Below are 26,627 nucleotides of genomic sequence, written 5' to 3'. Positions count from 1 at the left end.
CGGGTCTCAGGACGCGGTTGCGGCCGGATCCGCCTTGTTGCCCGAAAGCAGCTTGAGTGTCGCGGCGCCGAGCGCCGACTTCAGCAAGCCGCCGACGACGAAGGGCAGAAAGCCGAAGGTGATGGCCTGTTCGAGGCCGATCATGACGGCGAGCCAGGCGGTGCCGAGAACCAGGCAGGCAAGGTTGCCGAGGATCATGGCGGCGAAGGCCATCATTACCCGGTTGCCGTTCCAGCCGCGCTCGGCCAGCCAGCCGACAAGCGCGCCGACAAGCGGGAAGGCGAAGAGGTAGCCGGCGGTTGGCCCAGCAAAGTGCTGGATGCCGGCGGCGCCGCCCGCTAGCACCGGGAAGCCCACGGCGCCCTCGACGAGCCACGCGGCGATGGTGATGGCGCCGAGCCGCCAGCCATAGAGCGCGCCGATCAGCGTCACCGCGAAGGTCTGCATGGTTACCGGCACCGGCACCATCGGCACTTCGATGTAGGACGACAGCGCCAGAAACAGCGTGCCCAGGACGACGGCTCCGACCTGCCAGCCAAGCGAGCGGGTCTGCAGGCGCAACGGGCTGAAGGATGGCTTGGAGGGCGAAAAGGCGATGTCGGTCATGGCGGCTTCCCTGGTTGATTGCAAATTATAGATAATTTTGATGTTCGATCTATTATCGAATCCATATTTGCGCAGAGATGGCAACCCCTCGCCCTGAAAAAGGCTTGGAGCGGACCGAAATAGCGATGATCGTAGGTCCACGTCTCGCGCGGCTAGCCAACGATGGCAAACGCCTCGCGCATCTTGCCGGAGGCGGTCTTGACCGGTTTCTGGCCGATCCACTGCACATGCCGGCCAAGAGTGGCGGCGGCCGATTCGATGTTGCCTTGCCTAAGCGCGCTCAGGATCGCGCGGTGGTCCTGGTCGGTGCGGATTTCCCATTCCGAGCGCCAGGCGGCGAACAGGAAGCGCGCGCTTGCCGCATGCAAATCGTCGATGGTGGCGATGAGCCGCGGCATGCCGCAAGGCGCCAGGATAAGCCGGTGGAAGGTGCGGTTGGCCTCCTCCCAGGAGCGGACATCGCGGGATTTGTCGCCGGCCTTGGTGGCTTCCTCGGCAAGGTTGAGAATGGCCGCCGTCAGATGCGGCGCGGCATGGCGGAGCGCCAGAACTTCAAGTGCCGCCCGCATTTCGGCAACTTCCCTGACCTCGCCGAGATCGAAAGCGGCAACGCGCACGCCTCGCCTGGGCTCGCCGATCGCCAGCCCTTGTGCCTCAAGACGCCGGAAGGCCTCGCGCACCGGGACATGGCTGGTCTGGAACTCCTCGGCGATATGATCCTGCCGCAGCCGAGCCCCCGGTTCGATCGCGCCGGATATGATGCGGTCGGCCAGCACCTTGCTGATGCGCACGGCGATAGTGTCGTCTGCGGTCTTTGCCATGTTTTATAGATAATTTGACGCGCGCCGCTTTGTCGAGCCGGCCGCTGTGCGATTTCGCGGCAAACGCGCTCGACGGTCAGTTCACCCGGCTGATGCAGAAATCGATGACGTCGATCAGCGCCGATTTCTGCGGCGTCGCTTCCAGCGGCGCCAGCGCGTCGCGGGCGATCTCGCCGAAATGGCGGGCGCGGCCGATGGTGTCGGCAATGGCGCCATGGCGGGTCATCAGGCCGATCGCCTTTTCCAGCCCGGCATCGTCGGTGACATTGTCCTCGATGGCGCGTTTCCAGAAGGTGCGTTCGGCCTTGGTGCCGCGTCGGTAGGCGAGGATGACCGGCAGCGTCACCTTGCCCTCGCGGAAATCATCGCCGACATTTTTTCCCAGCTCCTGGCTGGAGCCGCCATAATCCAGCGCGTCGTCGATGAGCTGGAAGGCAAGGCCGAGATTCATGCCGTAGGAGCGCAATGCGGCGCGATCGTTGCGCGTCGCCAGCGCGATGACCGGCCCAACCTCGGCGGCGGCGGAAAACAGTGCCGCGGTCTTGGCCTTGATGACGGCGAAATGCTCGTCCTCGGTGGTGTCCAGGTTCTTGGCGGCGGCAAGCTGCATCACCTCGCCCTCCGCGATGATCGAGGCGGCGCTGGACAGGATGTCCAGCGCTTCCAGCGAGCCGACATCGACCATCATGCGAAAAGCCTGGCCGAGCAGGAAATCGCCGACCAGCACACTCGCCTGGTTGCCCCAGATCATGCGCGCCGTCTTCTTGCCGCGGCGCATGCCGCTCTCGTCGACGACATCGTCGTGGAGCAGCGTGGCGGTGTGCATGAATTCAACCGAGGTGGCGAGCTTGACGTGACCCTCGCCGGAATAGCCGAACATCTGGGCGGCGGCGAGCGTCAGCATTGGCCTGAGCCTCTTGCCGCCCGACGAGATCAGATGGTTGGCGACCTCCGGGATCATCTCGACGTCGGAGCCGGCCTTGGACAGGATCAACTCGTTGACGCGGCCCATATCGGCGGATGTCAGGTCGATGAGATCCTTGATGGAAGCAGGTTCCCGCTTCCCGTTTTCGATGTTGAGAACGACACCCACCAACAAACACTCCCGTCTTGATCACGCGTGCGACGGCACCCTGGTCCCGCCACAGACTCTAGGGCGGCACATACGGGCACGGCAAGAGGCGAATTGGCGCGGCTTTGGTGACGGCATGTCAGCCCTTAGAGCCGCTCCACGCTTTTCGGCACCATGCTCCAGCGTTTACATCAACGATACAACCTGCGAACTTCGTCCGATGATAGAACTCATCCGCACCAACGATGCCGTGATCATCTCTTTTGTCGAATCGCTGATGCGCGATGCCGGCATCGTCTTTTTCGTCGCCGACCAGAATATGAGTATTCTCGAAGGGTCGATCGGTCTTTTGCAAAAGCGCGTTATGGTCGATGCCGACCAGGCCGATCAGGCGCGGCGCATCCTGACCGACGCCGGGATTGCCAACGAAATCCGCCGAAAATAATGGCCGTGCCCGGCGCCGCCTCTGTCACCGATACGCCGGCCCACACGGTCGATGCCTTCCATCGCGGCCGCTTCTGGCTGGTGCAGCCCACGACCGGCCACCGCGCCGGCATGGACGCCATGATGCTGGCAGCAGCTGTACCGTCAACCTTTGCCGGGCGGCTTGCCGATTTCGGCGCCGGCGCGGGAGCGGCGGGCCTGGCGGTGCTGTCGCGCTGCCCAGAGGCGCAGGTCGTGCTTGTCGAACGCTCGACCGAGATGGCGGGTTTCGCGGCAACCACACTCGCCCATCCCGGCAATGCGCATCTCGGCAACCGCGCTTCGGTGCTGAAAGCCGACGTTACACTGTCGGGCCGGGCGCGCACGCAGGCCGGCCTTGCCGATAATTCCTTCGACTTCGTCATCATGAACCCGCCCTTCAACGCCACCGAGGACCGCGCCACACCTGACCCGCTGCGCCGGCAAGCGCATGTCATGGAAGACGGGTTGTTCGAAAGCTGGATCCGAAGTGCGGCCGCCGTCGCCAAGCCGCGCGGCGGCCTGGCCGTCATCGCGCGGCCTGAACAGCTCCGCGATCTCCTCGATGCCTTGTCCGGCCGCTTCGGCGACGCCGAGATGCTGGCCGTCCATCCACGCCCGCAAGCAGCCGCAATCCGCATTGTCGTGCGGGCGGCGCTCGGCGCGCGTGGAAAATTGTCGATCCGCCCGCCGCTGATGCTGCACGCCGAGACGGGCGACGGCCCGTCGGAAAGGACCGAGATGATCAACAACGGACTGGCGTCGCTGTTCGGCGATTGATTTTGGGCTGCCGGCGTGTCGCGAGCTACTGCACGCGACATGCATTCGCCCCAAAACCGCGGCATTGCCGTTGGCCAGCAAATCCCTACATGCGTTGAAGCCACTGGAGACAGCCACATCGTGAAACGCCTTTTCAACCGCCTGCTGCCGAAATCCTGGCGCTCCAATGTCGTCACCATTCCGGTCATCAGGCTGCACGGCGCCATCATGGCCGGCGGCGGCCAATTCCGGCCGACCCTGTCGCTCGCCTCCACGGCCGCTCTCATCGAAAAGGCATTCCTGTTCGACGCGCCGGCTGTCGCCATCTCCATCAATTCGCCGGGCGGTTCGCCGGTGCAGTCGCGGCTGATCTTCAAGCGCATCCGCGATCTCGCTGTCGAGAAGAACAAGAAGGTGCTGGTCTTCGTCGAAGACGTGGCGGCCTCGGGCGGCTACATGATCGCGGTTGCCGGCGACGAGATCTTTGCCGATCCATCCTCTATCGTCGGTTCGATCGGCGTGGTCTCGGCCTCGTTCGGTTTTCCCGAGCTGATGAAAAAGATCGGCGTTGAGCGCCGCGTCCACACCGCCGGCCAGAACAAGGCGGTGCTCGACCCGTTCAAGCCGGAGAAGAAGGACGACGTCGAGCGCCTGAAGGCGCTGCAGCTCGAGGTGCACGAGACATTCATCGACCTGGTCAAGGAGCGTCGCGGCAGCAAGCTGAAGGACGATCCGGACCTGTTCACCGGCCTGTTCTGGACCGGCAAGAAAGGGCTGGAGCTTGGCCTCGTCGATGCGTTGAGCGACATGCGCACGGTGCTGAAGACCCGCTTCGGCGCGAAAACCCAGCTCAGGCTGGTCACCGCGCCGCGTGGCCTTTTCGGCCGCATCGGCCTGTTCGGCTCGAACTTTTCGGCGCCCGATATTGCTGCCGCCGCGGCAAGCGGCGTGATCGATGCGGCGGAAGAACGCGCATTGTGGGCGCGCTTCGGGCTTTGAAAAACCAGGGAAAGCGTCTAGCATAACAATCTGTCTGACCCGACCCGGCCGCCTTTGCCGCCTTGCGAGGGAGGAGTTTTGAGATGCCACAGATCATTTTCTTCGCAGCCGTCGCCGCCATCGGGTACTTCGGATACCGAACTTTCATCCGCGAAGCCGAGCGTGTGACCGCCAAGGTACGGCGCACCGAAAAGCAGGCCGCCAACGGCACCAACGGCACGCTGGTCAAGGATCCGAAGACCGGCGAATACCGCCTGGCCAAGGACTGAGCATCATCCCGCTTGCAGCCGACACTGTGGATGCCGCAGCCCGGACATGGCTTGCGCCTGCCAAGATAAATCTGGCGCTGCATGTCACCGGCAGGCGTGCCGACGGCTATCATCTGCTTGAAAGTCTCGCCGTTTTCACCCGCTTCGGTGACAGGGTCGAGATCGAGCCTGCCGACAGCGACCGACTTGCCGTGTCGGGCCGCTACGCGACGTCTGTGCCTATCGACGACAGCAATCTGGTGGTGAAGGCGCGCGAGGCGCTGCGCCGGCAGGCCGGCAAGCAAAGCACGCCGGTTGCCATCCGGCTGGAAAAGAACCTTCCGATCGCCTCCGGCGTCGGCGGCGGTTCGAGCGATGCGGCGGCGGTGCTGCGCGGCCTTGTCCAGACCTGGGGTCTCGACATCAGCGAAGCCGAACTGGCGCGGATTGGCCTCACGCTCGGTGCCGATGTGCCGATGTGCCTTGCGGCAAAACCGCTGGTCGCGCGCGGCGTTGGTGACGAGCTGTCGTTGCTGCGGAATTTTCCCGCGCTGGCTTTGGTGCTGGTCAATCCCGGCGTCGCCGTCTCAACGCAGGACGTGTTCAACGCACTCGAGAAACGCGACAACGAACCACTGCCGCCGATGCCTCGCAGCTTCGACTTCCACAGTGTCCGCAACTGGTTGGAGATCACCCGCAACGATCTTGGGGCACCGGCGCAGGCGATACAGCCACCCATCGGCAGGGCGCTTTCGCTGCTGAACAGAGCCGGGTCGGGCTTTTCGCGCATGTCGGGGTCCGGCGCGACATGTTTCGGGCTGTTCGAGACCGGCAATGTCGCCAAGCGCGCAGCGGCCGAGATCCGCAGCCGCGAACCGGACTGGTTTGTCGCGGCGACACGAAGCATCGCTTCGGAGGGAACCGATGGCCAAAATTGACGAGAGCCGCCCGTTCATTCCGGTGCGCATCGCGGTGCTGACGGTGTCCGATACACGCAGCCTCGCAGACGACAAATCCGGCCAGACGCTGGCCGACCGCATCACCGAGGCCGGCCATATTCTCGCCGCCCGCGACATCGTCACCGACGATCGCGAGAAAATCCGCGACAAGGTGCTGGGCTGGTCGCGCGACAAGGATATCGATGTCGTCATCACCACCGGTGGCACCGGGTTCACCGGCCGCGACGTGACGCCGGAGGCGCTGGAGCCGATCTTCGAAAAGCGCATGGATGGCTTTTCCGAAGTGTTTCATCGCATTTCCTACGACAAGATCGGGACGTCGACGGTGCAGAGCCGGGCGACCGGCGGCGTCGTCAACGCCACCTTCGTCTTCGTGCTGCCGGGTTCGCCCGGCGCCTGCAAGGATGCCTGGGACGGCATTTTGAAGCCGCAACTCGACTATCGCCACATGCCCTGCAACTTCGTCGAGATCATGCCCCGCCTGGACGAGCATCTCAAGCGCGGCAGGGCCGGCTCGTAAACCAAGGCAAAGTGCCGGTCGCGCGCCGCCTATCTCAGGCCGAATGACGTCTGGACCTTCGAAGGGTCATTTCCTGCAGGTCGCCAGGCGGGTAATCTGTCGCCAGGGTCCTTGAGACGGAAAGGTGCCATGCGTGCGTACCGCGGCGGTTGCCATTGCGGCAACATCCACCTGACGTTTGAAACCGGGATCGACCCATCGCAGATGGAGATCCGCGCCTGCCAATGCGCGTTCTGCATCCGGCATGGCTCGCGCGCTGCCGCCGATCCGCAGGGCCGATTGATCGTCACGGTCGAGAACGAGGCGCGGTTGCACCGATACCGGTTCGGATTGCGCACCGCCGACTATCTCATCTGCCGGGACTGCGGCGTCTATGTCGCGGCGGTGACCACCGATGGCGGCGATCCGAGAGCGATCGTCATCGTCAACGCGTTGGACGACCGGCCGCGGTTCAGCCGCGAGCCGGTCGCCATGGATTACGATGCCGAGAGCCGCGAGGGCCGCATGGCCCGGCGGCAGGCGCGTTGGATGCCGGTCGAGATCCGGATCAGCGGATGACCGGTTCGCCGTGGAAGCGGCGGCGCGAGGGCGGCGACACACCGAAGCCGACTTCCATCATCAGCCGCGGCGTGCGCGACGGCACGGTGCCCATATGGAAGCCGAACGGGTCCTCGACAAAGCCGAGACCTGCCTCGCCGGTCAACGTGACCGGGCTGTCGTCGCCATAGACCTTGAGCACCTCTTGCGCCGAATGGCCGACGAGCAGCGTCAGCTGGTGCTTGAGGCTGCGTCGCCTGTGGCTGCCTTTGACATAGACATGCGGACCGGTGCCGGCATCGCACGGCTTCAGATAGAAGAAGAATTTCAGCATCCGCCAATCGTCGAGATCGAAATGGTATTTGCCGAGCGAGGCGAGGTTCTTGTCGGCATCGGAGGCCTCGCCGGTCGGAAAACTCCACCAGACGCGCGTCGTGATCAGCTTTGCCTGCCCGCCCAGATAGTTCTGGGCGATGTCGAGCAGCAGCGGATCGTTCTGGATGGCGAGTGCCGCGTTGCAGCCGAGGATGCGCTCGAAATAGTGGCCGCTGAGCAAGGAGCGGCCGAAACGCTTCTCGGCCTCAGCATGATCCCCAGGCATGAATTCGAGCCGGCGGTCGAAATTGCCGAAGCATGGCGTGCTCTGTGCAAAGCTGGCGATCTCTTCATGGATTGCCTGCGGCAGCACCAGACCAGAGAACAGGCCGTCCGCACGCAGCGTCTCGACAATCGACTTGAGCTCGACGCCTTTGAACATCGTAGCCCCGGCATTTTGCGCCGGGCGAGCGGCTTTGGCGCCCAGCCAGTGCAGCCTGCGCGCCGGCATGGTGCGGGCCAGCATAAACATCGGCAGCCAGGCCGGGTTCTCGCGCAGGTCGGACAGGTAGGTCGGAATGCGCGCGGCGATGCGGCGGAACAGGCTGCCATTGCGGGCAATGGCCTCGAGGCTGGCGGCGCCGGATTTGTCAGGGGCGGAAAGGTTCATCAGGGTCCTCGGTTATGAGCGCGGCACCGACGAAATGTCGGCTGCTCACCGCCCAAGCATTACCCAAACCCAATTGTCCCGCATCAGGGGAATGTTATCCCCGCGTCAACTTTTGTGCAATGCACAATAACGACGAGCTAAAGTAACAAGTTTGACATCGCTCTCGCCCGCCGACGCGGGAGGGCAAGACATCACTTGGCCGAAGCCACCCAGATTTCGGCGTCGAGCCGCCTGGTGGCAAGACCCCGCGCGAGGGCTTCGGCGCTGTGCGCGTTCTTCGACAGGGACGTCGCCTGCCGCTTGCTGATGACCAGTCCTTCGGCCAGCGCCCGGTTTCCCTGGAGCATCCGCGCCAGGAACGGCCTGCGGCTGCCGCGGGCGCGGGAAAAGCGCGCCGGCATGGTTTGCCGCGCTGTATGGGCGACAACGTCGTCGATCCAGCCCTCGACAAGCCGTGCGCCGGGTTCCAGCAACAGCAGCCAGTCGCCTTTCGCCTGCCTGATCCCGGCGGCAATGCGGCCGGCGACGAAGTGGCAACCGGCATGATCGGCGACCCGATGCGTCTGGTCCGTCGAGCCGGTGTCGCAGACGATGACGTCGCGCACCACGCCCTCGACCGCGCCGCCGATCAGCGAGGCGAGCGTGCGGGCAAGGCCCTCTTCGTCATCATGGGTTTCGATGAGAACGCTGAGCATTTCAGCGCAATAGCGGAAAGCATCGCGAAGCGCCAGTTTGGCATCGCGCAGCAAAAAAGTTCTTGCTTTGTTCTCGTCGGCAAAATAGGATTATTTTCATGAACAGAACGATTCGACAGCCGGCCGACAGTCCCTGGGAGAGGGCGAAAATGGAACATATCGTGCGTGCGGACATTGCAGCCTTCGGAGCAGGACGAGCCGAGATGGCCAATGCGATGATCGAACAGAGCGGCATGCGCGTCCGTCCGGACCGCAGCCGCGGCCGTTCTGCCGGGATCAACCCGTCCGGCCGGTTCGAACCGGTCAGCCGGCATGTGTTTGACGATGGCTGGAATTCGCTGGAGGAGCTGCCGCCGTTCAAGACCGAGGTTCAGGTCGAGAAGCCGCGCACCATCATCACCCGCAACGAATCGCCGGACATCTCCTTCGACCGCTCGATCAACCCCTATCGCGGGTGCGAGCATGGCTGCGTCTATTGTTTCGCCCGGCCTACACATTCCTTCATGGGCCTGTCGCCGGGGCTGGATTTCGAATCGAAGCTCTTTGCCAAGCCGGATGCGGCTCGGCTGCTCGACAAGGAACTGTCCAAGGACGGCTACCAGCCGCGCACCATTGCCATCGGCACCAACACCGATCCCTACCAGCCGATCGAGAAGCAATACCGGATCATGCGCGAGATTCTCGAAGTGCTGGAGGCGCGCGGACACCCGGTCGGCATCGTCACCAAATCCCATCTGGTGACGCGCGACATCGACATATTGTCGCGCATGGCCGAACGGGGCTTGGCCAAGGTGGCGCTGTCGGTGACGACGATGGACCGCATGCTGGCGCGGACCATGGAGCCGCGCGCGTCGACGCCGACCAAGCGCCTGGAGGCAATAAGGCAACTTTCGGATGCCGGCATCCCGGCCTCGGTGATGGTGGCGCCGATCATCCCCGGGCTGACCGACCAGGAGATGGAGCGCATCCTCGATTCGGCCCGCGCCGCCGGCGCCCGCGAGGCCGGTTATGTCATCCTGCGCCTGCCGCTCGAGGTGGCGCCGATCTTCAAGGACTGGCTGCTGCGCCATTATCCTGACCGCTACCGGCATGTGATGTCGCTGATCCGTTCGATGCGCGACGGCAAGGATTACGATTCGGAATGGGGCAAGCGCATGAAAGGCGCCGGACCCTATGCCTGGCAGATCGGCCGACGCTTCGAGATCACCGCCAAGCGGCTCGGCCTTAACGCCGAACGGCGGACGCTGAGGACCGACCAGTTCGTCGCCGCCGCCAATGCGACCGAGCAGCTGATGCTGCTCTGAAGATACTTCTCTTGCCTGCCGTCTTCGGCCGGGCAGGAAACAAGAATCCCGTCCGGCCTGTCCCCCGGCCTGCAGACGGTGCCCTCCCGGTCTTGCCCCATTCGACCCTGGAGGGACTTGCGGAGAATCGGAGCCGATGCGAACCTCGCCGCACCATGGCTCGCGCGCGTTCCGATTCTCCGCTTCTTTTCGAAATCGTCGAGAAGCCCGACTTCTCCTTCGAGACGAAGGCGATGGCTGAAGGCCTGTGGCCGGTGGCGGGCATGGACGAGGCCGGCCGCGGTCCGCTGGCCGGGCCTGTGGTTGCGGCAGCGGTGATCCTCGACCCCGCCAACATTCCCGATGGGCTCGACGATTCCAAACGGCTCAACCATTTGCAGCGCGAGGCGCTGTTCCTGAAAATCCTCGGCTCCGCGCTCGGCGTGTCGATGGCCTCGGTGAGCGCCGAAGGCATTGACGGCAGCAATATCCTCAAGGCCAGCCTGGAGGCGATGCGCCGCGCCCTTGCCGGCCTGCCCATCCAGGCAAAGCTGGCACTGGCCGACGGCCGCGACGTGCCGCCGGGTCTTATGTGCGAGGGCCGCGCGCTGATCAAGGGCGACCAGCGCTCGCAATCGATCGCCGCCGCGTCGATCGTCGCCAAGGTGATGCGCGACCGCATGATGTGCGGCTGCGGCAGCCACCACGAGCGTTACGGGTTCGAGGTCCATATGGGCTACGCCACGGTCCGCCATCGTACCGCAATCGAGGCGCATGGACCGGTGGCAAGACTGCATCGGGCGTCGTTCGCGCCGTTCCGGCTGGGCGGCGTTGAGATGGCCGAGGAAGAGAGTTTCGTAGGCCTCGATTAATCTCCCCCCTCGAGGGGGAGATGGCCGGCAGGCAGAGGGGGTCGGTCCGACTGGACGCGACTTCCTTACTGCAGATGGAGGTTTGCGCTCCACGCGAGACGACCCCCTCTGTCGCCTTCGGCGACATCTCCCCCTCAAGGGGGGAGATTATCCGCGCCTCCCTTCGTCAGCACCCAACAAAAAAGCCGCCAGGTTGCCCGGGCGGCCTGATGTCTGCGACTGAAACAACCGCTCAGTTGAGCTTGGCCTTCACATCCTGCAACGCGGACTTGAACAAATCCGCGCCTGCCTTGGCGTCGACCTTGGCCGCAAGCAGCGTGCGAGCTGCCTCCACGGCGATGTCGACGGCGCTGGCGCGCACCTCGGCGACTGCTTCGCGCTCGGCCTGGCCGATCTTCTGCTCGGCAAGCGCCGTGCGGCGGGTGACATAGTCCTCGGTTTTCTTGTGCGCTTCGGCGGCAAGCATCTCTGCCTCGCGCTTGGCAGCGGCGACAATTGCGGCGGCCTCCTGCTCGGCTTCCTTGCGCTTCTCCTGATATTGGCCGAGCAACTGCTGGGCCTCGTCGCGCAGCTTGCGGGCTTCATCGAGCTCATTGCTGATCTTGGCGGCACGGGCGTCAAGCGCCTTGGCGATCACCCCCGGTACCTTGATGTAGACGGCGACGCCGAGGAAAATGACAAGGGCGACGGTGGCCCAGAGTGTAGCGAGCGATGTGGCGTCCATGATGTGCTCCTCAGCGGGCCACGGATTTGACGGCAGCCGCGATCTCGGCCTTGCTGGCCTTGCCGCCGACAAGCGCGTCGACGATTGCCGAAGCGGTGTCCTCGGCGATCGTGCCGACTTCCTTCATGGCGTTGGCCTTGATGGAAGCGATGCTGGCCTCGGCCTCGCCGAGCTTCTTGTCGAGCGCGGCTTCGACCTTCTTGCGGGCGGTCTCGGCTTCGGCCTTGGCCGCGTCGTTGGCCTGCTGGCCGATCGCATTGGCGTTCGCCTTGGCTTGCGCCAGTTCCTGCTCGTAAGCAGCAACGGCAGCGTCAGCCTCGCCCTTCAGCTTTGCGGCCTGGTCGAGATCCTGCGTGATGCGATCGCTACGCACGTCGATAATGCCACCAAGGCGCGGCATCACCACCTTCTTCAGGAACAGGTAGAACAGCCCGAACGTGATCGCCAGCCACAGAAGCTGCGACGGGAACGTCGCTGGATCGAATGGCGGGAACGCGCCGTGCGCCTCGGCGGGCACGCCGGTGCCGGAATGCGTGTCGCCTTCCGTGCCGGTGTGGACGCCTTCGGTGGCGGGTGCGGACTCTTGCGCAAAGGCAGATGTCACGAACATGGACTATCCCCTGATATCAGGCATGGCCGCAGGAATGCGGCCAGCCAATTCTTCCCAATGCTTGTCCGACCATAGCTGGCCGAAACAGGGCTCAGCCGAACAGGGCGAGAAGCGCGATGAGAAGCGAGAAGATGCCCAGAGCTTCGGTCACCGCGAAGCCGAAAATCAGACGGCCGAACTGGCCATCGGCTGCCGACGGATTGCGCAGGGCGCCAGCCAGGTAGCTGCCGAAGATGTTGCCGAGGCCAATGCCCGCGCCGCCCATGCCCAGGCAAGCGATACCGGCGCCGATGTACTTTGCTGCTTCTGCGTCCATTTTAAAACTCCTTTGGATCTGTAATTCCGTTGCAATTCCATCCGGCGACCGATGCCGGAAACTCTTGGCCAGTGCCCGGGCGTCAGTGCCCGGGGTGCAGGGCGTCGTTCAGATACATGCAGGTCAGCACGGCAAAGACGTAGGCCTGCAGGAAGGCGACCAGCAATTCGAGGGCAGTCAGTGCGACTGCCATGGCCAGCGGCAGTACCGAACCGGCGACGCCGACGGCGCCCAGCGCGCTCAGGCTGACGACGAAGCCCGAAAACACCTTCAGCGTGATGTGGCCGGCCAGCATGTTGGCGAACAGACGAACCGAGAGGCTGACCGGGCGCGAGACGAAGGAAATCACTTCGATCAGCACCACCAGCGGCAGCAGGAAAACCGGAACGCCATGCGGCACGAACAGCTTCAGGAAGCCCAGACCGTGCTTCATGAAACCGTAGACAACCACGGTTCCAATCACCAAGGCAGCGAGGCCGAAGGTGACGATGATGTGGCTGGTGACGGTGAAGAAGTAGGGGAAAAGGCCAAGCAGGTTGGCGACAAGAACGAACATGAACAGCGAGAACACGAAGGGGAAGAACTTCATGCCTTGCGTTCCGGCGGCGTCGCGCAGCATGTTGGAAACGAACTCGTAGCCCATTTCCGAAACCGACTGCAGGCGCCCGGGAATAAGGCTGCGGCTCGAGGTCGAGAGGTAAAGAAACGCCGATGCCACGAGCACGGTCGCGACCATGAACAGAGCCGAATTGGTGAAGGACAGGTCATAGCCGCCGATGTTGATCGGAATCAGCTTGACGATATGGAACTGGTGGATCGGATCGACCTTGTCAGCAGCCATTTATATCCCCGTCAAAGCCACGAACGGCTTTAAGTGTTCTTGTGCGCCATTGGCGGCGCCAGTTCATTCTTTCGGATCGCGCGACTTCTCGCTTTTTCCGAATTCCGCCACAACCCCCGCCGAACGCAGGACATTGAGCACGCCGGCGCCAAAGCCCAGCAGCAAGCCGACGATCAGACCCCATGGCGAGATTCCCGCCACACGATCCAGAAACCAGCCAAGGCCCACACCCACAACTATCCCGGCGATGAACTCGCTGGACAGCTTGAGCGCCTGGCCATATCCGGCCGTCGCTTTCGCGCCGTCATTCCCCTCTAGCCGATCCGGCCGCCTTGTCGCAAGCGATGCTCCAAGCTCGCGCCGACGGCGCTCGAGGTCTTCATCGCGGATGTCGTGCTCGTGCTTGCTGCCGCGGCCGGTTTCTCCGGTTCCGTCTGGCCCGTTCTTGTCGGCCATCGTAACCCCCCTGCCCGGTCAGACCGTCACCGTCCGTCCGCTTCTAAAGTCGCCGGCAACATAGTTAGAGGGTTTGCGCCCGTCAAGCCACGGGCAGACCTTCAAAGCCATGTATTTTTTCTATTGAAATCAACCACTTGGAGAGGTGCGACATCGTGCCCGGCACTATGTGGTCGGCACATGCCCCGAATCCATCCGGCGACCGGCGTCCGATTTCGGCGCCCGGGGCCTTTTGCGGCCAGTAACAGACGGCAGTCCGAAGGCCTCAGCTCCAGCCGCCGCCATAGGTGCGGTAGAAGATATGCAGGCCGATCTTGGTCATCTTCTGCATCGTGCGGGCCCAACCCGGATGAACATAGTTGGCGTAGTAATGGGTCGATGAGCCGACTTCCGGAATGAAGATCTTGCCGGCGGTGACGGCCATCGCAACATCCTGCGCGGTCTTGTAGTGGTCGGGGCTCTCGATGCGCTTCTTGCGGCCGTCGCAGGCGAACGAGAACTGGCAGCGGTTCAGCCAATCGTCGTTCTGGTAGACGACGCCGCAGATCGAGTTCGGATAGGCCGGGTTGCGGACGCGGTTGAGGATGACCTGGGCGACGGCGGCCTGGCCGCGCACGGATTCGCCGCGCGCCTCGAAATAGATGCCGTTGGCAAGGCAGGCCTGCTCCTTCTTGGAGAAGACGCTGGCCGGCAGCGGGTTCTGGATCCACGAGTGGTCGCCCTTGGCCATCGGCGGAATGAAGCGCCCATCGTTCGGCTCTTCGTCCTGCAGCAACGCCTCGAAGGGCGAGGCCTTGGCGTAGTCGGGTTCGGCCTGGGCATAGGCGGTGGCAAGAATGTCCGCCTTGTCATTGTTGACGAGAGCGATCAGCGCTGCCGGTACGCCGGGCGCGGGCTTCTTGTCCACACTGATATGGAAGGCCTGGGCGATCTGGATTTCCTTGCCCTTGATGCCGGGCTTGGCGAAGGCCAGTTTCAGGCCGCTATCCATGCTCGGCCGCAGCAGCGAGGAGGTGCGCTGGAAGATGGAGCCGGCATTGAAGTTCCTGGGCGGCGCCACCGGCGAGACCTGAATGATGCGGCCCTTCTTGTCGGCGCGCATGACGCGGTCCTCGTCGGGCGTGACGCCGGCGACATTGCCCTTGCCGCGAAACGAGACCTTGCCGACGCCAGGCAGGCGCACGCCCGAGCCCGAAAGCGAACCGGTGGTGACGGAATCGATGAAAGGCATTTCGGCTGCATGGACCGATCCGGCGACGGACCGCTCGACATAAGCGTTCCAGCGGCTGCCCGACGCTTCGAGGCCGGAAATCAGGCTGCCCATGTCCTGGTACGCAGTGACGGTCGGAAAGCCGATCCAGATGCCGAGCCCGATGACCAATGGCGATACGAAGGAACGTTTTTTCTCACCGGCGGCGGCGGCCAGCCGCTTCAAGACACGTCGATGCACGGGGAACTCTCCAGAAACGCCACTGAGCCACTGAAGAGCCAAAGTGAAGCATTAACCTTGATGCGGGGTTAACGGCATCGATGGTGTTTTTTCAAACCGGCCCGAACGGGACGCCTTTTGCGGGCCGGCCGAACCGTCAGTTCGGCCGTAGCAGGATCGGCCAGGCGATGAGCGCACAGAGCGCCCCGACCAGCCAGACTCCAGGCCACGACCAGATGAGCAGCAATGCCGGTATGGCCGTCGGCACCACGAAGAAGGCGATGAAGACGAAGCTGTTGGCGAGGCCGAGCGCGGTTCCGGCGCGGCTGGCGCCGGCAAGCGTGGCAAGCTCGGTGTAGGCGACGCCATGCCAGGCCGAGACCGATATGCCGGCAACGACCAGCAGCACGGCGATTGCCGGCATCAGCGCGGTGTGCGAGGCTGGCATGGCGGCGGCCGCCAGGACCAGCAGGCCGAGAGCCGCGAAGCCAAACACGCTCGTCATGCTGCAGAAACGCAGGAACCAGCGGCGGTTGCCGTGGCGGTCGGTGAAGCGGCCGCTCCAGACGCGCATCACCATGGCGCCGGTCTGGACAGCGGCAAGGCTGGCGCTGATCGTGAGCGTGCCCATTCCGGCGAAATCGTGCAGGAAGACGGAAGCGAAGGTGAGCACGGCGACCTGCGGAAAGCAGAGCAGGCCGATGGCGGTGGCGATGCGCCAGACCTCGACATTGCGCAGCGGCGCCGGGCCGGCCGGCTCTGCTGCGGCAATGCTGCCGGCACCGGTCTCCGGCGGCTGGTGCAGCCAACGCCAGGCAAACAGCGCCGAGATGGCATTGGCGGCCGCCAGCAGTCCGAAGACCGCCGCGAAGCCATGCACTGACGCCAGCGATGGCAGGACCAGCGCGCCGAGCCCGCCGCCGAGTGGCACCGCCGTCTGCCTGATGCTCATGGCAAAGCCGCGCTCGCCTTCGCGGAACCAGGCCATGATGGCGCGGCCGCTGGAGCCGTTGACGCTGCCGCCGAGCAGGCCGGTGACCAGAAGACACGCGGCCAGCATCGCAACGCCAGGCACATAAGTCGCCGACGGCACGATGAATACCGCCATGAGCACAAGCCACGCCGCCGTCGCGCCGAGGCCGGTCAACAGCACACCGCGATCGCCCCAGCGGTCGGTGAGCAGGCCCCAGGGCAGTTCGCTCAAGGCAACGCCTAACCCGAGAAGGCCGAGGGCCAGGCCTAGATTGCCGTTGGAGAGCTGATAGCCCGAACGCAGAAAAACCGCCGCCGCCGGTATGCCGGCGAAGGTGGCGGAGAAACTGGCATTGGCGGCAACGCCGATGCCAAGCACCTTCCAGCGATGATTGGCGCGAAATCGTTCAGCCTTCGAAGTGGCGGTGACGGCGGCTCGACCAGCCCGGCATGGCTCACAATTCGCGTCGGCGATCGACATGGCAGAACTCCTGTTATGGCCCTCCCGGACCTTGACGCTCCGTCTCTACCGCCGTAACTTCATCCTGAATATCGGGAAGTTTTTGACAATTATTCCCGAAAATCAGGACTGTTGTGATGCGACGCATAACCTTCGACCTCGACGTCCTCAGAAGCTTCGTCACCGGCATGGAGTTGGGCAGCTTCGCCAAGGCCGCCGACCGGCTCGGGCGTTCGACGTCGGCGGTCAGCGCGCAACTGAAGAAGCTGGAGGAGCAAGCGGCGACGCCGATCTTCCGCAAGTCGGGCCGCGGCCTGGCGCTGACCGAGGCCGGCGAGACCATGCTCGGCTATGCGCGCCGGCTGCTCGAGCTCAATGACGAGGCGGCCTCCGCCATCCATGATGTCGAGCTTGAAGGCTGGGTCAGGCTCGGCCTGCAGGAGGATTTCGGCGAGGCGGTGTTGCCGGAGGTGCTCGGGCGCTTCGCCCGGGCGCACCCCAAGGTCAAGATCGAGGCCAGGATCGCGCGCAGCTATGAACTTGCCGAGCGGATCACATCAGGCAATCTCGACATTGCGCTGGCCTGGGACAGCGGCCAGGCGCTGCCTTACGTCAGGCATGTCGGCGATGCGCAGTTGCGCTGGATCGGCCCGGCAAAGGCGATCGAGACCAGCCTGCGCGAGGGCGAGGCACTGCCGCTGGTGGCGCTGGAAGCGCCCTGCCTGTTGCGCACGGTGACGACGGAAACGCTCGACCGCGCCGGCCTGCCGTGGCGGATGGCCTTTTCCAGCCCGAGCCTCGGCGGCGTCTGGGCGGCGGTCGCGGCCGGGCTCGGCCTGACGATCCGCACCGATATCGGTCTGCCGGCCAATGTCAGGGCGATGGCGCCGCAGGTGCTCGGTTTGCCCGCGCTGCCGAAGCTGGCGTTGGTGCTGCACCAGAAAGACGCAGAACTGGAGCCGGTGCCGTCGCGGTTGGCGGATATATTGCTGCAGGCGGCGGTGGGAGCGCTGCAAGCATTGCCGGGTGCGCGGGAGAATGAGGGGCTGAGAGCGGTTGCTTAGGCAGCCGGAACAGGTATCCAGCGTCGCGTTCCGTCACACCCCCCTCTGCCCTAACCGGGCATCTCCCCCGCAAGGGGGGAGATTGGATGTCGCCTTCGCTTTCGCCAAACGCTGACGTTGCAAAACAAGCGCCGTTGGTAAAGCTGCTGATCTCCCTCCTTGCGGGGGAGATGGCCGGCAGGCCAGAAGGGGGTGCTGTCCCGCCAACGTTGCAGAGGATCCCTGCAGGCAAGGGCGTTCTCTCAGGGACGCCTCAGCTGCGCTTCTTCGCCCGCCCCGCGAACGGATTGTCCGAAGTCCGCAGCGCAATCCTGATCGGCACGCCGGGCATGTCGAAGGCCTCGCGCAGGCTGTTGGAGAGATAGCGGACATAGGATTGCGGCATCGCATCAGGCCGCGAGCACTGGACGACAAAGCCAGGCGGCCGGGTCTTGGCCTGGGTGACATATTTGACTTTCAGCCGGCGGCCGGCGACGGCGGGCGGCGGGTGATGCGCCAATATGCTTTCCAGCCAGCGATTGAGCTTGCCGGTGGAAACACGGCTGTTCCAGACCTTGTGCGTCTTGATTACGGCATCCATCAGCTTGTCGAGGCCGCGGCCCGTCTCGGCGGAAACCGTCACCGCCTGGATGCCGCGCACCTGAGGCAGCAGCCGTCCGGTCTTTTCGCGCAACTCGGCCAGCAGTTCCTGCGGATTGTCGATCAGGTCCCATTTGTTGAAGGCGATGACCGGTGCCCTGCCCTCCCTGATGATCAGGTCGGCGATCTGCAGATCCTGCTTCTCGAAGGGAATGGTGGCGTCCAGCACTATGATGACGATCTCGGCAAAGCGAACGGCGCGCAGGCCGTCCTGCACCGACATCACTTCCAGCTTTTCGTGGATCCTGGCCTTGCGGCGCATGCCGGCAGTGTCGAACAGCTTCAGCCGCCGGCCATGCCAGTCCCAGTCGACGGAGATGGAATCGCGGGTGATGCCGGCTTCCGGACCGGTCAACAATCGCTCCTCGCCAATCAGCGCGTTGATCAGCGTCGACTTGCCGGCATTGGGGCGGCCGACGACGGCGATGCGCATCGGCTTGGTGTCGTCATAGGTTGCTTCAGCATCCGGATCGGTGATGTCCTCGCCGATCAGCACTTCGCTGGCGGCGATGTCGTCGGCCTCGTCTTCTTCCTCGCCGAAGGCGCGCTCCTCGCCAAGAGCGGCGATCACTGCGTCGCGCAGGTCGGGCAAGCCCTGGCCGTGCTCGGCCGAGACCGGGATCGGTTCGCCGAGGCCAAGCTCCCAGGCCTCCAGCATGCCACCCTGGGCGCCCTTGGCCTCGGCCTTGTTGGCGACCAGGACGACCGGCTTGCCGGACTTGCGCACGATCTCGGCAAAGGTGCGGTCGTCGGGCAGCAGGCCTGACTTGGCGTCGATGGTAAAGAAGATCAGGTCGGCTTCGCGGATGGCGATCTCGGTCTGCGCGCGCATGCGGCCGGGCAGCGTCGAGGCGGCCGCGTCCTCGAAGCCGGCGGTGTCGATGACGTCGAAATGCAGATCGTAAAGTTTTGCCGGGTGGACGCGACGGTCGCGGGTGACGCCGGGCGTGTCGTCGACAAGCGCCAGCTTCCTTCCGACCAGCCGGTTGAAAAGCGTCGATTTGCCGACGTTGGGACGGCCGATAATGGCGACTTTGAAGCTCATCCGGCCCTCGTCATCCATGTCGCCCAAAACCGCAGCGCATTTTGGGCGGCGCGTATCATGACGCGCCAGAGCCGCGGATCAGTTCCGACATCAGGGTCGCCCGCTGGCGCGCATTGCGCGGGGCGCCGTCATCGGCGGCGATCTGGTCGAACAGTTTCAGCGCATCCTGGGTCTTGCCTTCCTTCCAGGCGGCAAGGCCGAGCGCTTCGCGCGCCGTGTGGCGCAGCGTGTTGTTGTCGGCGGTCAGCGCCTCGACGCGGCTGGAGACGTCGGCGAAAGAGCCGTGGTCGACGAGCAGCAGCGCGGCCCGCAGGCGCGCCATGTCGCGAATGCCCTGGGGAATAGCGGTGTCGGCGGCGACGCCATCGAAATCCGCGACGGCAGCAGTAAAGTCGCCCTTGTCGGCCTTGACGGTTGCCGCGCGCATGCGGGCGAGCAGCGGATAGGCGCCGTAGCCCTCCTTTTCCAACTGCTCGAGCGCGTTCAGCGCATCGTCGGCCTTGCCGTCATTGGCAAGCTTCAGCGCCTGCGAAAAGGCATCGCCCGAGCGGTTGGCGCGGGTCTCGTCCCAATAGCGATAGCCGACGAAGGCGGCGGTGCCGAGCACCACCAGGATGGCGAGGCCAAGGATCGCCGGGCCGAAACGGTCCCACAGCGCCTGTGCCTGGTCGCGGCGCATCTCGTCGTTGACTTCGCGGATAAAACTGTCGTCGGACATCAATCAAAACCATTGCTGCCCCGGCAGGGGCGCTTCTTGAGCCCCGCGTTTTAGCGAAATTTTGTCGGCATGGAAGGGGCTGGCCAGGAAAATCGGCTAATGGCGGGGAACCCGGCCTGGACCCTGTTCCTTCCCGACGGGGTCGGGATGGGGCTCCATCTTTGTTTTTCAGCATGATCTTTTCCGAAAACCGGTCTCGCTTTTCGGGATCATGCTCTGTACGCCGACCGCACCCACGCCACATTTTGCCGATAGCCGGCTTGGATCGCCTCCAGATCAAGTCCAGATTGCCGATGCCTCTTCTGTCCCGCGTTGTTGCGTTTTCCACAGCCGTGCTTGCCACGGCGGGCGCTGCTCTCGCCGACCCGCCGGCTGCACTTGCCCCGGCCAAGCCGAAGCAAATCGTCATCATCTCCTTCGACAGCGCCCGCGAGATTTCGCAATGGCAGCGCAGCCGGGCGCTGGCCAAGCGCACCGGCGCGCATTTCACCTACTTTCTGTCCTGCGTCTTCCTGCTGTCTCAGCAGACGCGCGCTGAATACACCGCGCCGGCCAAGTCCGCGGGCAAATCCAACATCGGCTTTGCCACCTCGAAACAGGAGGTCGCGGACCGCCTCGAACAGATTGGCCTCGCGGCCGCGGAGGGTCATGACATCGCCAGCCATGGCTGCGGCCATTTCGACGGCAAGGGCTGGAGCAGGGCCGACTGGCTGAAGGAATTCGCCTCGTTCGCGCGCATTCTCGAGAACGCCTATGCGATCAACGGCATTGAGCCCGAGCCCGCCGGCTGGCGCGACATTGCCCATGCCGTGACCGGTTTTCGCGCGCCCTATCTATCGACCAGCAAAGGGCTCTATAAGGCCTTGCCTGAAGCTGGCTACGACTATGACGCCAGCGGCGTCTCAAACGGCCCGATCGAGCCGCCGACCAATGGCGGCCTCACCCGCTTTTCGCTGCCGCAGATCCCGGAGGGCCCAAGTTCAAGACCGGTGATCGCCATGGACTACAATCTCTATGTCCGCCATTCCGGCGGCTTCGAGCGGCCGAGCCAGGCGGCCGACTTCACCGAGCGGAGCTATCGGGCATTCCGCGCCGCCTTCGACAAGCAATATCAGGGCAAGCGGCTCCCGCTGGAGCTCGGCTTCCATTTCACGCTGATGAATGACGGCGCCTACTGGAACGCGCTGGAGCGCTTTGCCGGCGAGACATGCGTGAAGGCCGACGTCGAATGCATCAGTTTTCGCGACTATGTTGCGCGGCAGCGTGGTGGCGACAGGCAGGCGTCGGTGGGCGGCTGAGCCGCCCACAGTCCCCATCAGAAACGATCAGGCCGGGTCTGGTTCCTTTGCCTGTTCGTGACGTTCCATGAAGCGACGGTCGATATCGGGAAGCGGCTCGCCGCGGATCGTCGCCTCGAAGGCGCGCAGGCGCTTGTGGACTGACAGAAGCTCGACAATCGTCGACCAGGAATTGACGAGATACTGGAATGAGTTGGTTACCTGGCTGAAGGCTGAACTGACTTGGTTGATGAGACCCAGCGTCAGCGTTCCAGCGATCATGGAAGGCACCATCAGGAAGTAGGAGAAGACGTTGTTGGTCTGCAGATAGAGATAGCGGACCACGTTGAAATACACGTAGTGGAAATACAGGCGAAAGTAGTTTTGCCGCACATTCGCAAACAGCTCCGTGACGGTCGGCGGCTGCGCCCGGGTCGAATCGTCCTCACCGTAGACAAGTTCCTTGCGATACGCAGCCTCGACGCGCTGGTTACGGAACTGCAAGCCAGGAAGCTTGATGCCTGCGGTCGCAATGACGACTGTGCCGAAGATTGCCCAGAAGATCGCAGCCAAAACCAGGGGCTGCGGAACGTGGCCGATGAATGGCAACTCTGTAATATGCTTGGAATAACCGAGCAGGATCGGCATGAAAGCGATGAGCGTCATGATGGAATCGACGAAGCTGGTGCCAAGGTCTTCCATGATCTTGGAAAACCGCATCGTGTCTTCCTGCACGCGCTGTGCGGCGCCCTCGATATGGCGCAGCTTCGGCCAATAAGACATGTAGTAATTGTTCATGGCGGTGCGCCAGCGGAACACCCAGTGGCTGACGAAGAAATTCGTCAAAACGAACACGGTAACCGCGACCAGAGCGATACCGAGGAAAGTGATTATTTGAGCATAAAGATCAGCCTCGGTTGCCTTTACGGTTTTGCTCACGATGCCCTGAATGAGGTCCCAGAATGGTCCATACCAAGCGTTGATCGCCACGCTCACCTGCACCTGAAAATAGGTCGTGAACAAGAGCAGCGAACTGCCGAGGATAGACCATTGGTCCCACGGGTGCGGGGAATACCAGTGCCAGAAGCCATAGAATATAAAAACGCCAAGCGCATAGTAGATGTAAAACCAGAGGAACGGGGGCGACCAGAACACCGAGACGCCTATGATGGGCGGCGCATCGGCAAGAGCCGGAGGCAGGCCGACAAACGCGCCGAGCTGGTCACCACCGAGGAACCAGCCTGCCACGAGAACAGCAGTCCAGACGACCGCCGAAGTGAAAAAAATCTTCGGCTGCGGGAAGAAAGATACGAACACTGTGGTGAAATCCTCGGTCGATGCACAAATCAGCGGGGTTGCCGTTCAGCGGGCATAAAGTCACACATTAGCTGGAAAGCAAATGCCCGTGCCCGATGCCCGGCATCGAGCAAGACCACAATCATGGCGATTTTGGTGCGGCCGACCAAGTGATCCCGGCCGAAACCAACAAAACAGCGGCAGCTACGATCGAGGCGAGGAAGAAGTTACCCGACGCCTGCGCCAGCAGCCCTGCGATGATCGGGCCGACGATCTGGCCGATGCCGAAGGACGCGGTCATCACGGCAAAGATGCGGCGCGGCGCCTGCGGCACGAGCTGCCTCGCCGTCTGCAGGCCGAGCGCGGTGATGGCGATGAAGGTGCCGCCGAGCAGGACGCCCGCCAGCAACGGCCCGATTGCGCCGCCGATGGCGACGCTGGCGGTGACACCGACCACCTCGATCAGGCAGCCCAGCGCATAGGCGGCGTAGAGTCCGATCCGTGCTACAACCTTCTGCCACAGCCAGACCGAGGGGAAGCCGGCAAGGCCGGTGACCATCCAGACGGTCGCCTCGAAGACGCGGCCGCCGCCGCCCTGGCGCACGATGGCGACCAGGAATGTTGCCGTCACCACATAGCCGAAACCGAACAGGCCATAGGCGACGATGACCTTCATCAACGACAGGTCCTTGGGCAACGCCGGTTCGCGTCCGGCCACGCCGTCGGCGGGCGCTGTGCCACCGGCGAGCCAGGCGACGAGCGCAAGGCCGCCGGCGGAAATCGCCGCCGACCACAGCCAGCCTGCCGGCCAGCCGGCATGTTCGGTGACGAGAACCGCCATCAGCGCCGAGGACGCCGCAATGCCGAGGCCGACGCCGCCGAAATGCAGCGCCTGCAGGTCGCTGCGGTTGGCGGCAGCCAGATGACCAAAGACGATGCTGGCCATGAACACCATGACGAAGGCGCTGGCCAGCCCGGCGAGAAAGCGGATGACGACAAAGGCCGTCATTGTATCGCTCAAGCCCATCAGCCCGGCGAGCGCAGCACTTGCGGCAAGGCCGCCAAACATCAGCAGGCGCTCGCGCCCATGCGCCGAGCCACCGGCTGCCGCAAGCGCGCCGACGAGGTAGCCGAGATAGTTGGCCGACGCGATCCAGCCGGCATCGGCCGGCGACAGATGGAGCTCTTCCATCATGCCGGGCAGGATGGGCGTGTAGACGAAGCGGCCGATGCCCATGGCGACGGCCATGGCGATCATGCCGGCAAGAGCCAGGCGAAGGGGTGATGGCGCGGCGTTCATTGCAGCGCACCATAGATTTGGCCGGCGTCGAAACAATCTGATTTGTATTGGGCCAGCAGGCCACGCACGGCCAAGGCCTGCGGCTACCGCGTCACCCGCAGCTGACCGCGCCGGTCTCGTATGCGGTGCGCCGTGCCGTTAGCCGGAACGGCATGTCGCCGAGTTCGCGCTCCGACATGGTGTCGAGCGCCGGATGCGACAGCGGATCGGCCACCCAGTTGACGGCATCGCCGTCAGGGCGCCGCCGCGTGTAGCCGGCGGCAAAGACTTTGAGCAATGATATGATGGTCACCATCCTCGCCTCCTCGGTCTGACTTCCCGGCTAAAATCTGCTCGATCGGGCGGCCTTTCAATTGAGATTTCAGCCGGAGCGGTTTAGAAAAACTGAAATGGCCATGCTAAACCGCGTCCATCTCAACGGCTTGCGCGCCGTCGAAACCGTCGCCCGCCTCGGCTCGCTCGCGGCAGCGGCGGGTGAACTCAACGTTTCGGTCAGCGCCGTCAGCCAGCAGATCAACCGCACCGAAAAGCAGCTGGGACAGGCGTTGTTCGAACGAACCGGCAGCGGCCTGGTGCTGACTGAGTTCGGCGCGGCTTTCGCGGGCCGGCTCGGCGTTGGGTTCCGAGAGTTGGCGCAAGCGGTGGCGCTTGCCGACGAGGCGAACCAGTGCACGCTGGTGGTTTCGGTGGCACCGGCCTTCGCCTCGAAATGGCTGCTGCCGCGACTGTCACGTCACTTCGACCGGCATCCCAATGTGCTGCTGCGCATCGACGCCTCGGTGCGGCTGGCCGATCTCGAGCGTTCCGATATCGACATCGCCATCCGGCTTGGCGACGGCAAATGGCCGGGCGGACGGGCAGAGCTGCTTCTGGCGCAGGAAGTGTTCCCGGTCTGCGCGCCTGATATCGCCAAGAAGCTGGAGTCGATCGACGACCTCGCGCAGACCTGCGCCATCACCGACGAGCGGGCGATGATCACCTGGGAAAGCTGGTTTGCGGCTGCCGGGGTCGAGCCGGTCACCTTCCGCAAGGGCGCGCGCTTCACCGATCCGATGCTGTGCCTGGAATCGGCAATCGCCGGCCACGGCGTCATGCTCGGCTGGCAATTGCTGGCCGCCGATGCGCTGGCCGACGGCCGCCTGGTCGCGCCTTTCGGTGTGCGGGCGCAGAGCGGTCTGGGCTACTGGCTGGTGACCTCGGCCACCAAGACCGAAAGCCGCAAGGTCCGCGATTTCAAGACCTGGATCCGCGAAGAGATCGCGGCGACCGTGGAGCAATTCAGGTCGCTCGATAGCGCTGCGTAAACGCCGGCTGTCGCGACGATGCTGGAAAGCACAGCCGCGCCGATCTATGTTGGAAGCATCACCCCCAGACCAAGGCAGGCAGGATCATGACCACACATTCGCGCGGCGTTTCAGCAACGATCGACCCGGTGAAGCTCGACAGGCTGGCGGAAGTCGCCATCAAGGTCGGGCTGCAATTGCAGCCGGGGCAGGATCTGGTGCTGACCTCGTCGATTGCGGCCCTGCCGCTGACCAGGCGCATCGTCGAGCATGCGTACAAGGCCGGCGCCGGGCTGGTTACGCCGATCTTCAACGATGACGAAATCACGCTGGCGCGCTTCCGCTACGGCGCGGATGCCGGCTTCGACCGGGCCGCCGGCTGGATGTACGAGGGCATGGCGAAAGCCTTTGCCGGCAATGCGGCGCGGCTTGCGGTGCGCGGCGAGGACCCGTCGCTGCTGTCGGCGCAGGACCCGGCCAAGGTGGCGCGCGCCAACAACGCGAACTCGATGGCCTATCAGCCGGCGCTGGAAAAGATCACCGGCTTCGACATCAACTGGAACATCGTCGCCTATCCCGATCTCGCCTGGGCCAAGCAGGTGTTTCCGGAGGATGCCGACGATGTTGCCGTGGCAAAGCTCGCCGACGCCATTTTCGCGGCGTCACGGGTCGATGTGGAAGACCCGATCGCAAACTGGACGGCGCATAATGCAGCGCTGCGTGGCCGCACCGAGTGGCTCAACGGCCATAATTTCCATGCGCTGCATTTCACCGGACCGGGCACGGACCTCACCGTCGGGCTGGCCGACGGCCATGAGTGGATGGGCGGCGCCTCCACCGCCAAGAACGGCATCACCTGCAACCCGAACATCCCGACCGAGGAAGTCTTCACAACGCCGCATGCACGGCGGGTTTCCGGCCATGTCTCCTCGACCAAGCCGCTTTCCTACCAGGGCACGCTGATCGACGAGATTTCGGTGCGTTTCGAGGAAGGCAGGATCGTCGAGGCCAAGGCCTCGAAGGGCGAGGATGTGCTGAAGAAGGTGCTCGACACCGACGAGGGTTCACGCCGTCTCGGCGAAGTGGCGCTGGTGCCGCATTCCTCACCGATCTCGGCCAGCGGCCTGTTGTTCTTCAACACGCTGTTCGACGAGAACGCCGCCTGCCACATCGCGCTCGGGCAGTGTTATTCGAAATGCTTCGTCGACGGCGCCTCGCTCAGCCAGGACGAGATCGCCCAGCGTGGCGGCAACAAGAGTTTCATCCATATCGACTGGATGATCGGCTCGGACAAGATCGACATTGATGGCGTCCACAAGGACGGCCGCAAGGTGCCGGTGATGCGCAAGGGCGAGTGGGCCTGAGCTTGCGGAGGGTCG

Annotated in this window: 30 protein-coding genes; 13 read left to right on the top strand and 17 right to left on the bottom strand. The window is 64.0% G+C overall.

The annotated features are described in order from the left end of the window. Positions 1 to 6 precede the first annotated feature (6 nt). The 3 genes from ACWTU9_RS21630 to ACWTU9_RS21620 form a co-directional block, all read right to left on the bottom strand. On the bottom strand, positions 7 to 606 hold the full coding sequence (locus ACWTU9_RS21630) for a biotin transporter BioY (RefSeq protein WP_455860046.1): 600 nt from the start codon (positions 604 to 606) through the stop codon (positions 7 to 9). Between the two features lie 152 nt (positions 607 to 758). Continuing rightward, on the bottom strand, positions 759 to 1,427 hold the full coding sequence (locus ACWTU9_RS21625) for a GntR family transcriptional regulator (RefSeq protein ID WP_455860045.1): 669 nt from the start codon (positions 1,425 to 1,427) through the stop codon (positions 759 to 761). 76 nt (positions 1,428 to 1,503) lie between these two features. Next, positions 1,504 to 2,520 (bottom strand): polyprenyl synthetase family protein, encoded by a 1,017-nt coding sequence (locus tag ACWTU9_RS21620; RefSeq protein ID WP_454573971.1) that lies wholly within the window; start codon positions 2,518 to 2,520, stop codon positions 1,504 to 1,506. A 199-nt stretch (positions 2,521 to 2,719) separates the two neighbouring features. Between ACWTU9_RS21620 and ACWTU9_RS21615 the strand changes: the two genes are divergently transcribed. The 7 genes from ACWTU9_RS21615 to ACWTU9_RS21585 all read left to right on the top strand — a co-directional run bounded on the left by ACWTU9_RS21615 (position 2,720) and on the right by ACWTU9_RS21585 (position 7,004). Next, positions 2,720 to 2,944: a putative signal transducing protein gene (locus ACWTU9_RS21615; RefSeq protein WP_454573744.1), complete on the top strand. Its 225-nt coding sequence runs from the start codon at positions 2,720 to 2,722 to the stop codon at positions 2,942 to 2,944. Further along, positions 2,944 to 3,741 carry a tRNA1(Val) (adenine(37)-N6)-methyltransferase gene (locus tag ACWTU9_RS21610; RefSeq protein WP_455860044.1) on the top strand — a complete coding sequence of 266 codons (798 nt, stop codon included), beginning with the start codon at positions 2,944 to 2,946 and terminating at the stop codon, positions 3,739 to 3,741. The genes ACWTU9_RS21615 and ACWTU9_RS21610 overlap by 1 nt, the downstream gene beginning before the upstream one ends. 120 nt (positions 3,742 to 3,861) lie before the next feature. After that, positions 3,862 to 4,719, top strand: coding sequence for a S49 family peptidase (locus ACWTU9_RS21605; RefSeq protein WP_455860043.1), 858 nt, complete (start codon positions 3,862 to 3,864; stop codon positions 4,717 to 4,719). An 83-nt stretch (positions 4,720 to 4,802) separates the two neighbouring features. Next, positions 4,803 to 4,988 (top strand): hypothetical protein, encoded by a 186-nt coding sequence (locus tag ACWTU9_RS21600; RefSeq protein WP_455860042.1) that lies wholly within the window; start codon positions 4,803 to 4,805, stop codon positions 4,986 to 4,988. Between the two features lie 26 nt (positions 4,989 to 5,014). Next, positions 5,015 to 5,905, top strand: a complete 891-nt coding sequence (locus tag ACWTU9_RS21595; protein WP_455860041.1) for a 4-(cytidine 5'-diphospho)-2-C-methyl-D-erythritol kinase — start codon at positions 5,015 to 5,017, stop codon at positions 5,903 to 5,905. After that, positions 5,892 to 6,446 (top strand): molybdenum cofactor biosynthesis protein B, encoded by a 555-nt coding sequence (gene moaB / locus ACWTU9_RS21590; protein WP_455860040.1) that lies wholly within the window; start codon positions 5,892 to 5,894, stop codon positions 6,444 to 6,446. The genes ACWTU9_RS21595 and moaB overlap by 14 nt, the downstream gene beginning before the upstream one ends. A gap of 129 nt (positions 6,447 to 6,575) precedes the next feature. Continuing rightward, positions 6,576 to 7,004, top strand: a complete 429-nt coding sequence (locus ACWTU9_RS21585) for a GFA family protein (RefSeq protein ID WP_455860039.1) — start codon at positions 6,576 to 6,578, stop codon at positions 7,002 to 7,004. Here the strand turns inward: ACWTU9_RS21585 and ACWTU9_RS21580 are convergent. Together ACWTU9_RS21580 and ACWTU9_RS21575 are read right to left on the bottom strand one after the other, a co-directional pair. After that, positions 6,994 to 7,968 (bottom strand): hypothetical protein, encoded by a 975-nt coding sequence (locus tag ACWTU9_RS21580; protein WP_455860038.1) that lies wholly within the window; start codon positions 7,966 to 7,968, stop codon positions 6,994 to 6,996. The genes ACWTU9_RS21585 and ACWTU9_RS21580 overlap by 11 nt on opposite strands. Positions 7,969 to 8,159: 191 nt before the next feature. Continuing rightward, positions 8,160 to 8,663: a glycosyltransferase gene (locus ACWTU9_RS21575; protein WP_455860123.1), complete on the bottom strand. Its 504-nt coding sequence runs from the start codon at positions 8,661 to 8,663 to the stop codon at positions 8,160 to 8,162. Between the two features lie 149 nt (positions 8,664 to 8,812). Between ACWTU9_RS21575 and ACWTU9_RS21570 the strand changes: the two genes are divergently transcribed. Both ACWTU9_RS21570 and ACWTU9_RS21565 read left to right on the top strand, forming a co-directional pair. Further along, positions 8,813 to 9,967 carry a PA0069 family radical SAM protein gene (locus ACWTU9_RS21570; protein ID WP_455860122.1) on the top strand — a complete coding sequence of 385 codons (1,155 nt, stop codon included), beginning with the start codon at positions 8,813 to 8,815 and terminating at the stop codon, positions 9,965 to 9,967. Positions 9,968 to 10,122: 155 nt separating this feature from the next. Continuing rightward, positions 10,123 to 10,818 (top strand): ribonuclease HII, encoded by a 696-nt coding sequence (locus ACWTU9_RS21565; RefSeq protein ID WP_455860037.1) that lies wholly within the window; start codon positions 10,123 to 10,125, stop codon positions 10,816 to 10,818. 232 nt (positions 10,819 to 11,050) lie between these two features. Here ACWTU9_RS21565 and ACWTU9_RS21560 read toward each other — a convergent pair whose 3' ends face one another. From ACWTU9_RS21560 to ACWTU9_RS21530, 7 genes are all read right to left on the bottom strand, one after another. Beyond that, positions 11,051 to 11,542, bottom strand: coding sequence for a F0F1 ATP synthase subunit B (locus ACWTU9_RS21560; RefSeq protein WP_455860036.1), 492 nt, complete (start codon positions 11,540 to 11,542; stop codon positions 11,051 to 11,053). 10 nt (positions 11,543 to 11,552) lie between these two features. Continuing rightward, positions 11,553 to 12,152, bottom strand: a complete 600-nt coding sequence (locus ACWTU9_RS21555; protein ID WP_455860035.1) for a F0F1 ATP synthase subunit B — start codon at positions 12,150 to 12,152, stop codon at positions 11,553 to 11,555. 91 nt (positions 12,153 to 12,243) lie between these two features. Next, entirely contained in the window at positions 12,244 to 12,468 is a 225-nt protein-coding gene (locus tag ACWTU9_RS21550; protein ID WP_006206606.1) for a F0F1 ATP synthase subunit C, read from the bottom strand. 82 nt (positions 12,469 to 12,550) lie between these two features. Further along, on the bottom strand, positions 12,551 to 13,309 hold the full coding sequence (locus tag ACWTU9_RS21545; RefSeq protein WP_454573732.1) for a F0F1 ATP synthase subunit A: 759 nt from the start codon (positions 13,307 to 13,309) through the stop codon (positions 12,551 to 12,553). A gap of 63 nt (positions 13,310 to 13,372) precedes the next feature. Further along, positions 13,373 to 13,765, bottom strand: coding sequence for an AtpZ/AtpI family protein (locus tag ACWTU9_RS21540; protein ID WP_455860034.1), 393 nt, complete (start codon positions 13,763 to 13,765; stop codon positions 13,373 to 13,375). 265 nt (positions 13,766 to 14,030) lie between these two features. Continuing rightward, the gene (locus ACWTU9_RS21535) at positions 14,031 to 15,215 is read right to left on the bottom strand and encodes a cell wall hydrolase (protein ID WP_455860033.1); all 1,185 of its coding nucleotides are present in this window, start codon (positions 15,213 to 15,215) and stop codon (positions 14,031 to 14,033) included. A gap of 136 nt (positions 15,216 to 15,351) precedes the next feature. Further along, positions 15,352 to 16,647: an MFS transporter gene (locus tag ACWTU9_RS21530; RefSeq protein ID WP_455860032.1), complete on the bottom strand. Its 1,296-nt coding sequence runs from the start codon at positions 16,645 to 16,647 to the stop codon at positions 15,352 to 15,354. A 116-nt stretch (positions 16,648 to 16,763) separates the two neighbouring features. Here ACWTU9_RS21530 and ACWTU9_RS21525 point away from each other — a divergent pair, with 116 nt between their 5' ends. Beyond that, on the top strand, positions 16,764 to 17,690 hold the full coding sequence (locus ACWTU9_RS21525) for a LysR substrate-binding domain-containing protein (protein WP_455860031.1): 927 nt from the start codon (positions 16,764 to 16,766) through the stop codon (positions 17,688 to 17,690). Positions 17,691 to 17,943: 253 nt separating this feature from the next. Here the strand turns inward: ACWTU9_RS21525 and der are convergent, their stop codons facing one another. Next, entirely contained in the window at positions 17,944 to 19,374 is a 1,431-nt protein-coding gene (gene der / locus ACWTU9_RS21520) for a ribosome biogenesis GTPase Der (RefSeq protein WP_455860030.1), read from the bottom strand. Between the two features lie 55 nt (positions 19,375 to 19,429). Next, complete coding sequence (locus ACWTU9_RS21515) at positions 19,430 to 20,092, bottom strand: tetratricopeptide repeat protein (RefSeq protein WP_455860029.1); 663 nt, start codon at positions 20,090 to 20,092, stop codon at positions 19,430 to 19,432. Positions 20,093 to 20,385: 293 nt separating this feature from the next. On the opposite strand from ACWTU9_RS21515, the gene ACWTU9_RS21510 reads away from it, so the two are divergent. Next, entirely contained in the window at positions 20,386 to 21,390 is a 1,005-nt protein-coding gene (locus ACWTU9_RS21510) for a polysaccharide deacetylase family protein (RefSeq protein ID WP_455860028.1), read from the top strand. 27 nt (positions 21,391 to 21,417) lie between these two features. Here the strand turns inward: ACWTU9_RS21510 and sbmA are convergent, their stop codons facing one another. The 3 genes from sbmA to ACWTU9_RS21495 all read right to left on the bottom strand — a co-directional run bounded on the left by sbmA (position 21,418) and on the right by ACWTU9_RS21495 (position 24,260). Then, positions 21,418 to 22,686 (bottom strand): peptide antibiotic transporter SbmA, encoded by a 1,269-nt coding sequence (sbmA, locus tag ACWTU9_RS21505; RefSeq protein ID WP_455860027.1) that lies wholly within the window; start codon positions 22,684 to 22,686, stop codon positions 21,418 to 21,420. A gap of 121 nt (positions 22,687 to 22,807) precedes the next feature. Further along, positions 22,808 to 23,965 carry a YbfB/YjiJ family MFS transporter gene (locus ACWTU9_RS21500; RefSeq protein WP_455860026.1) on the bottom strand — a complete coding sequence of 386 codons (1,158 nt, stop codon included), beginning with the start codon at positions 23,963 to 23,965 and terminating at the stop codon, positions 22,808 to 22,810. 91 nt (positions 23,966 to 24,056) lie between these two features. Next, positions 24,057 to 24,260, bottom strand: coding sequence for a hypothetical protein (locus tag ACWTU9_RS21495; RefSeq protein WP_455860025.1), 204 nt, complete (start codon positions 24,258 to 24,260; stop codon positions 24,057 to 24,059). 94 nt (positions 24,261 to 24,354) lie between these two features. Between ACWTU9_RS21495 and ACWTU9_RS21490 the strand changes: the two genes are divergently transcribed. Then, complete coding sequence (locus ACWTU9_RS21490) at positions 24,355 to 25,269, top strand: LysR substrate-binding domain-containing protein (protein ID WP_455860024.1); 915 nt, start codon at positions 24,355 to 24,357, stop codon at positions 25,267 to 25,269. A gap of 86 nt (positions 25,270 to 25,355) precedes the next feature. Continuing rightward, positions 25,356 to 26,612, top strand: coding sequence for an aminopeptidase (locus ACWTU9_RS21485; RefSeq protein WP_455860023.1), 1,257 nt, complete (start codon positions 25,356 to 25,358; stop codon positions 26,610 to 26,612). Positions 26,613 to 26,627 lie beyond the last annotated feature (15 nt).

The organism is Mesorhizobium sp. 128a (assembly GCF_053848025.1).
The sequence above is the reverse complement of the archived record's forward strand: the minus strand, read 5'-3'. Positions and strand labels throughout refer to the sequence as shown.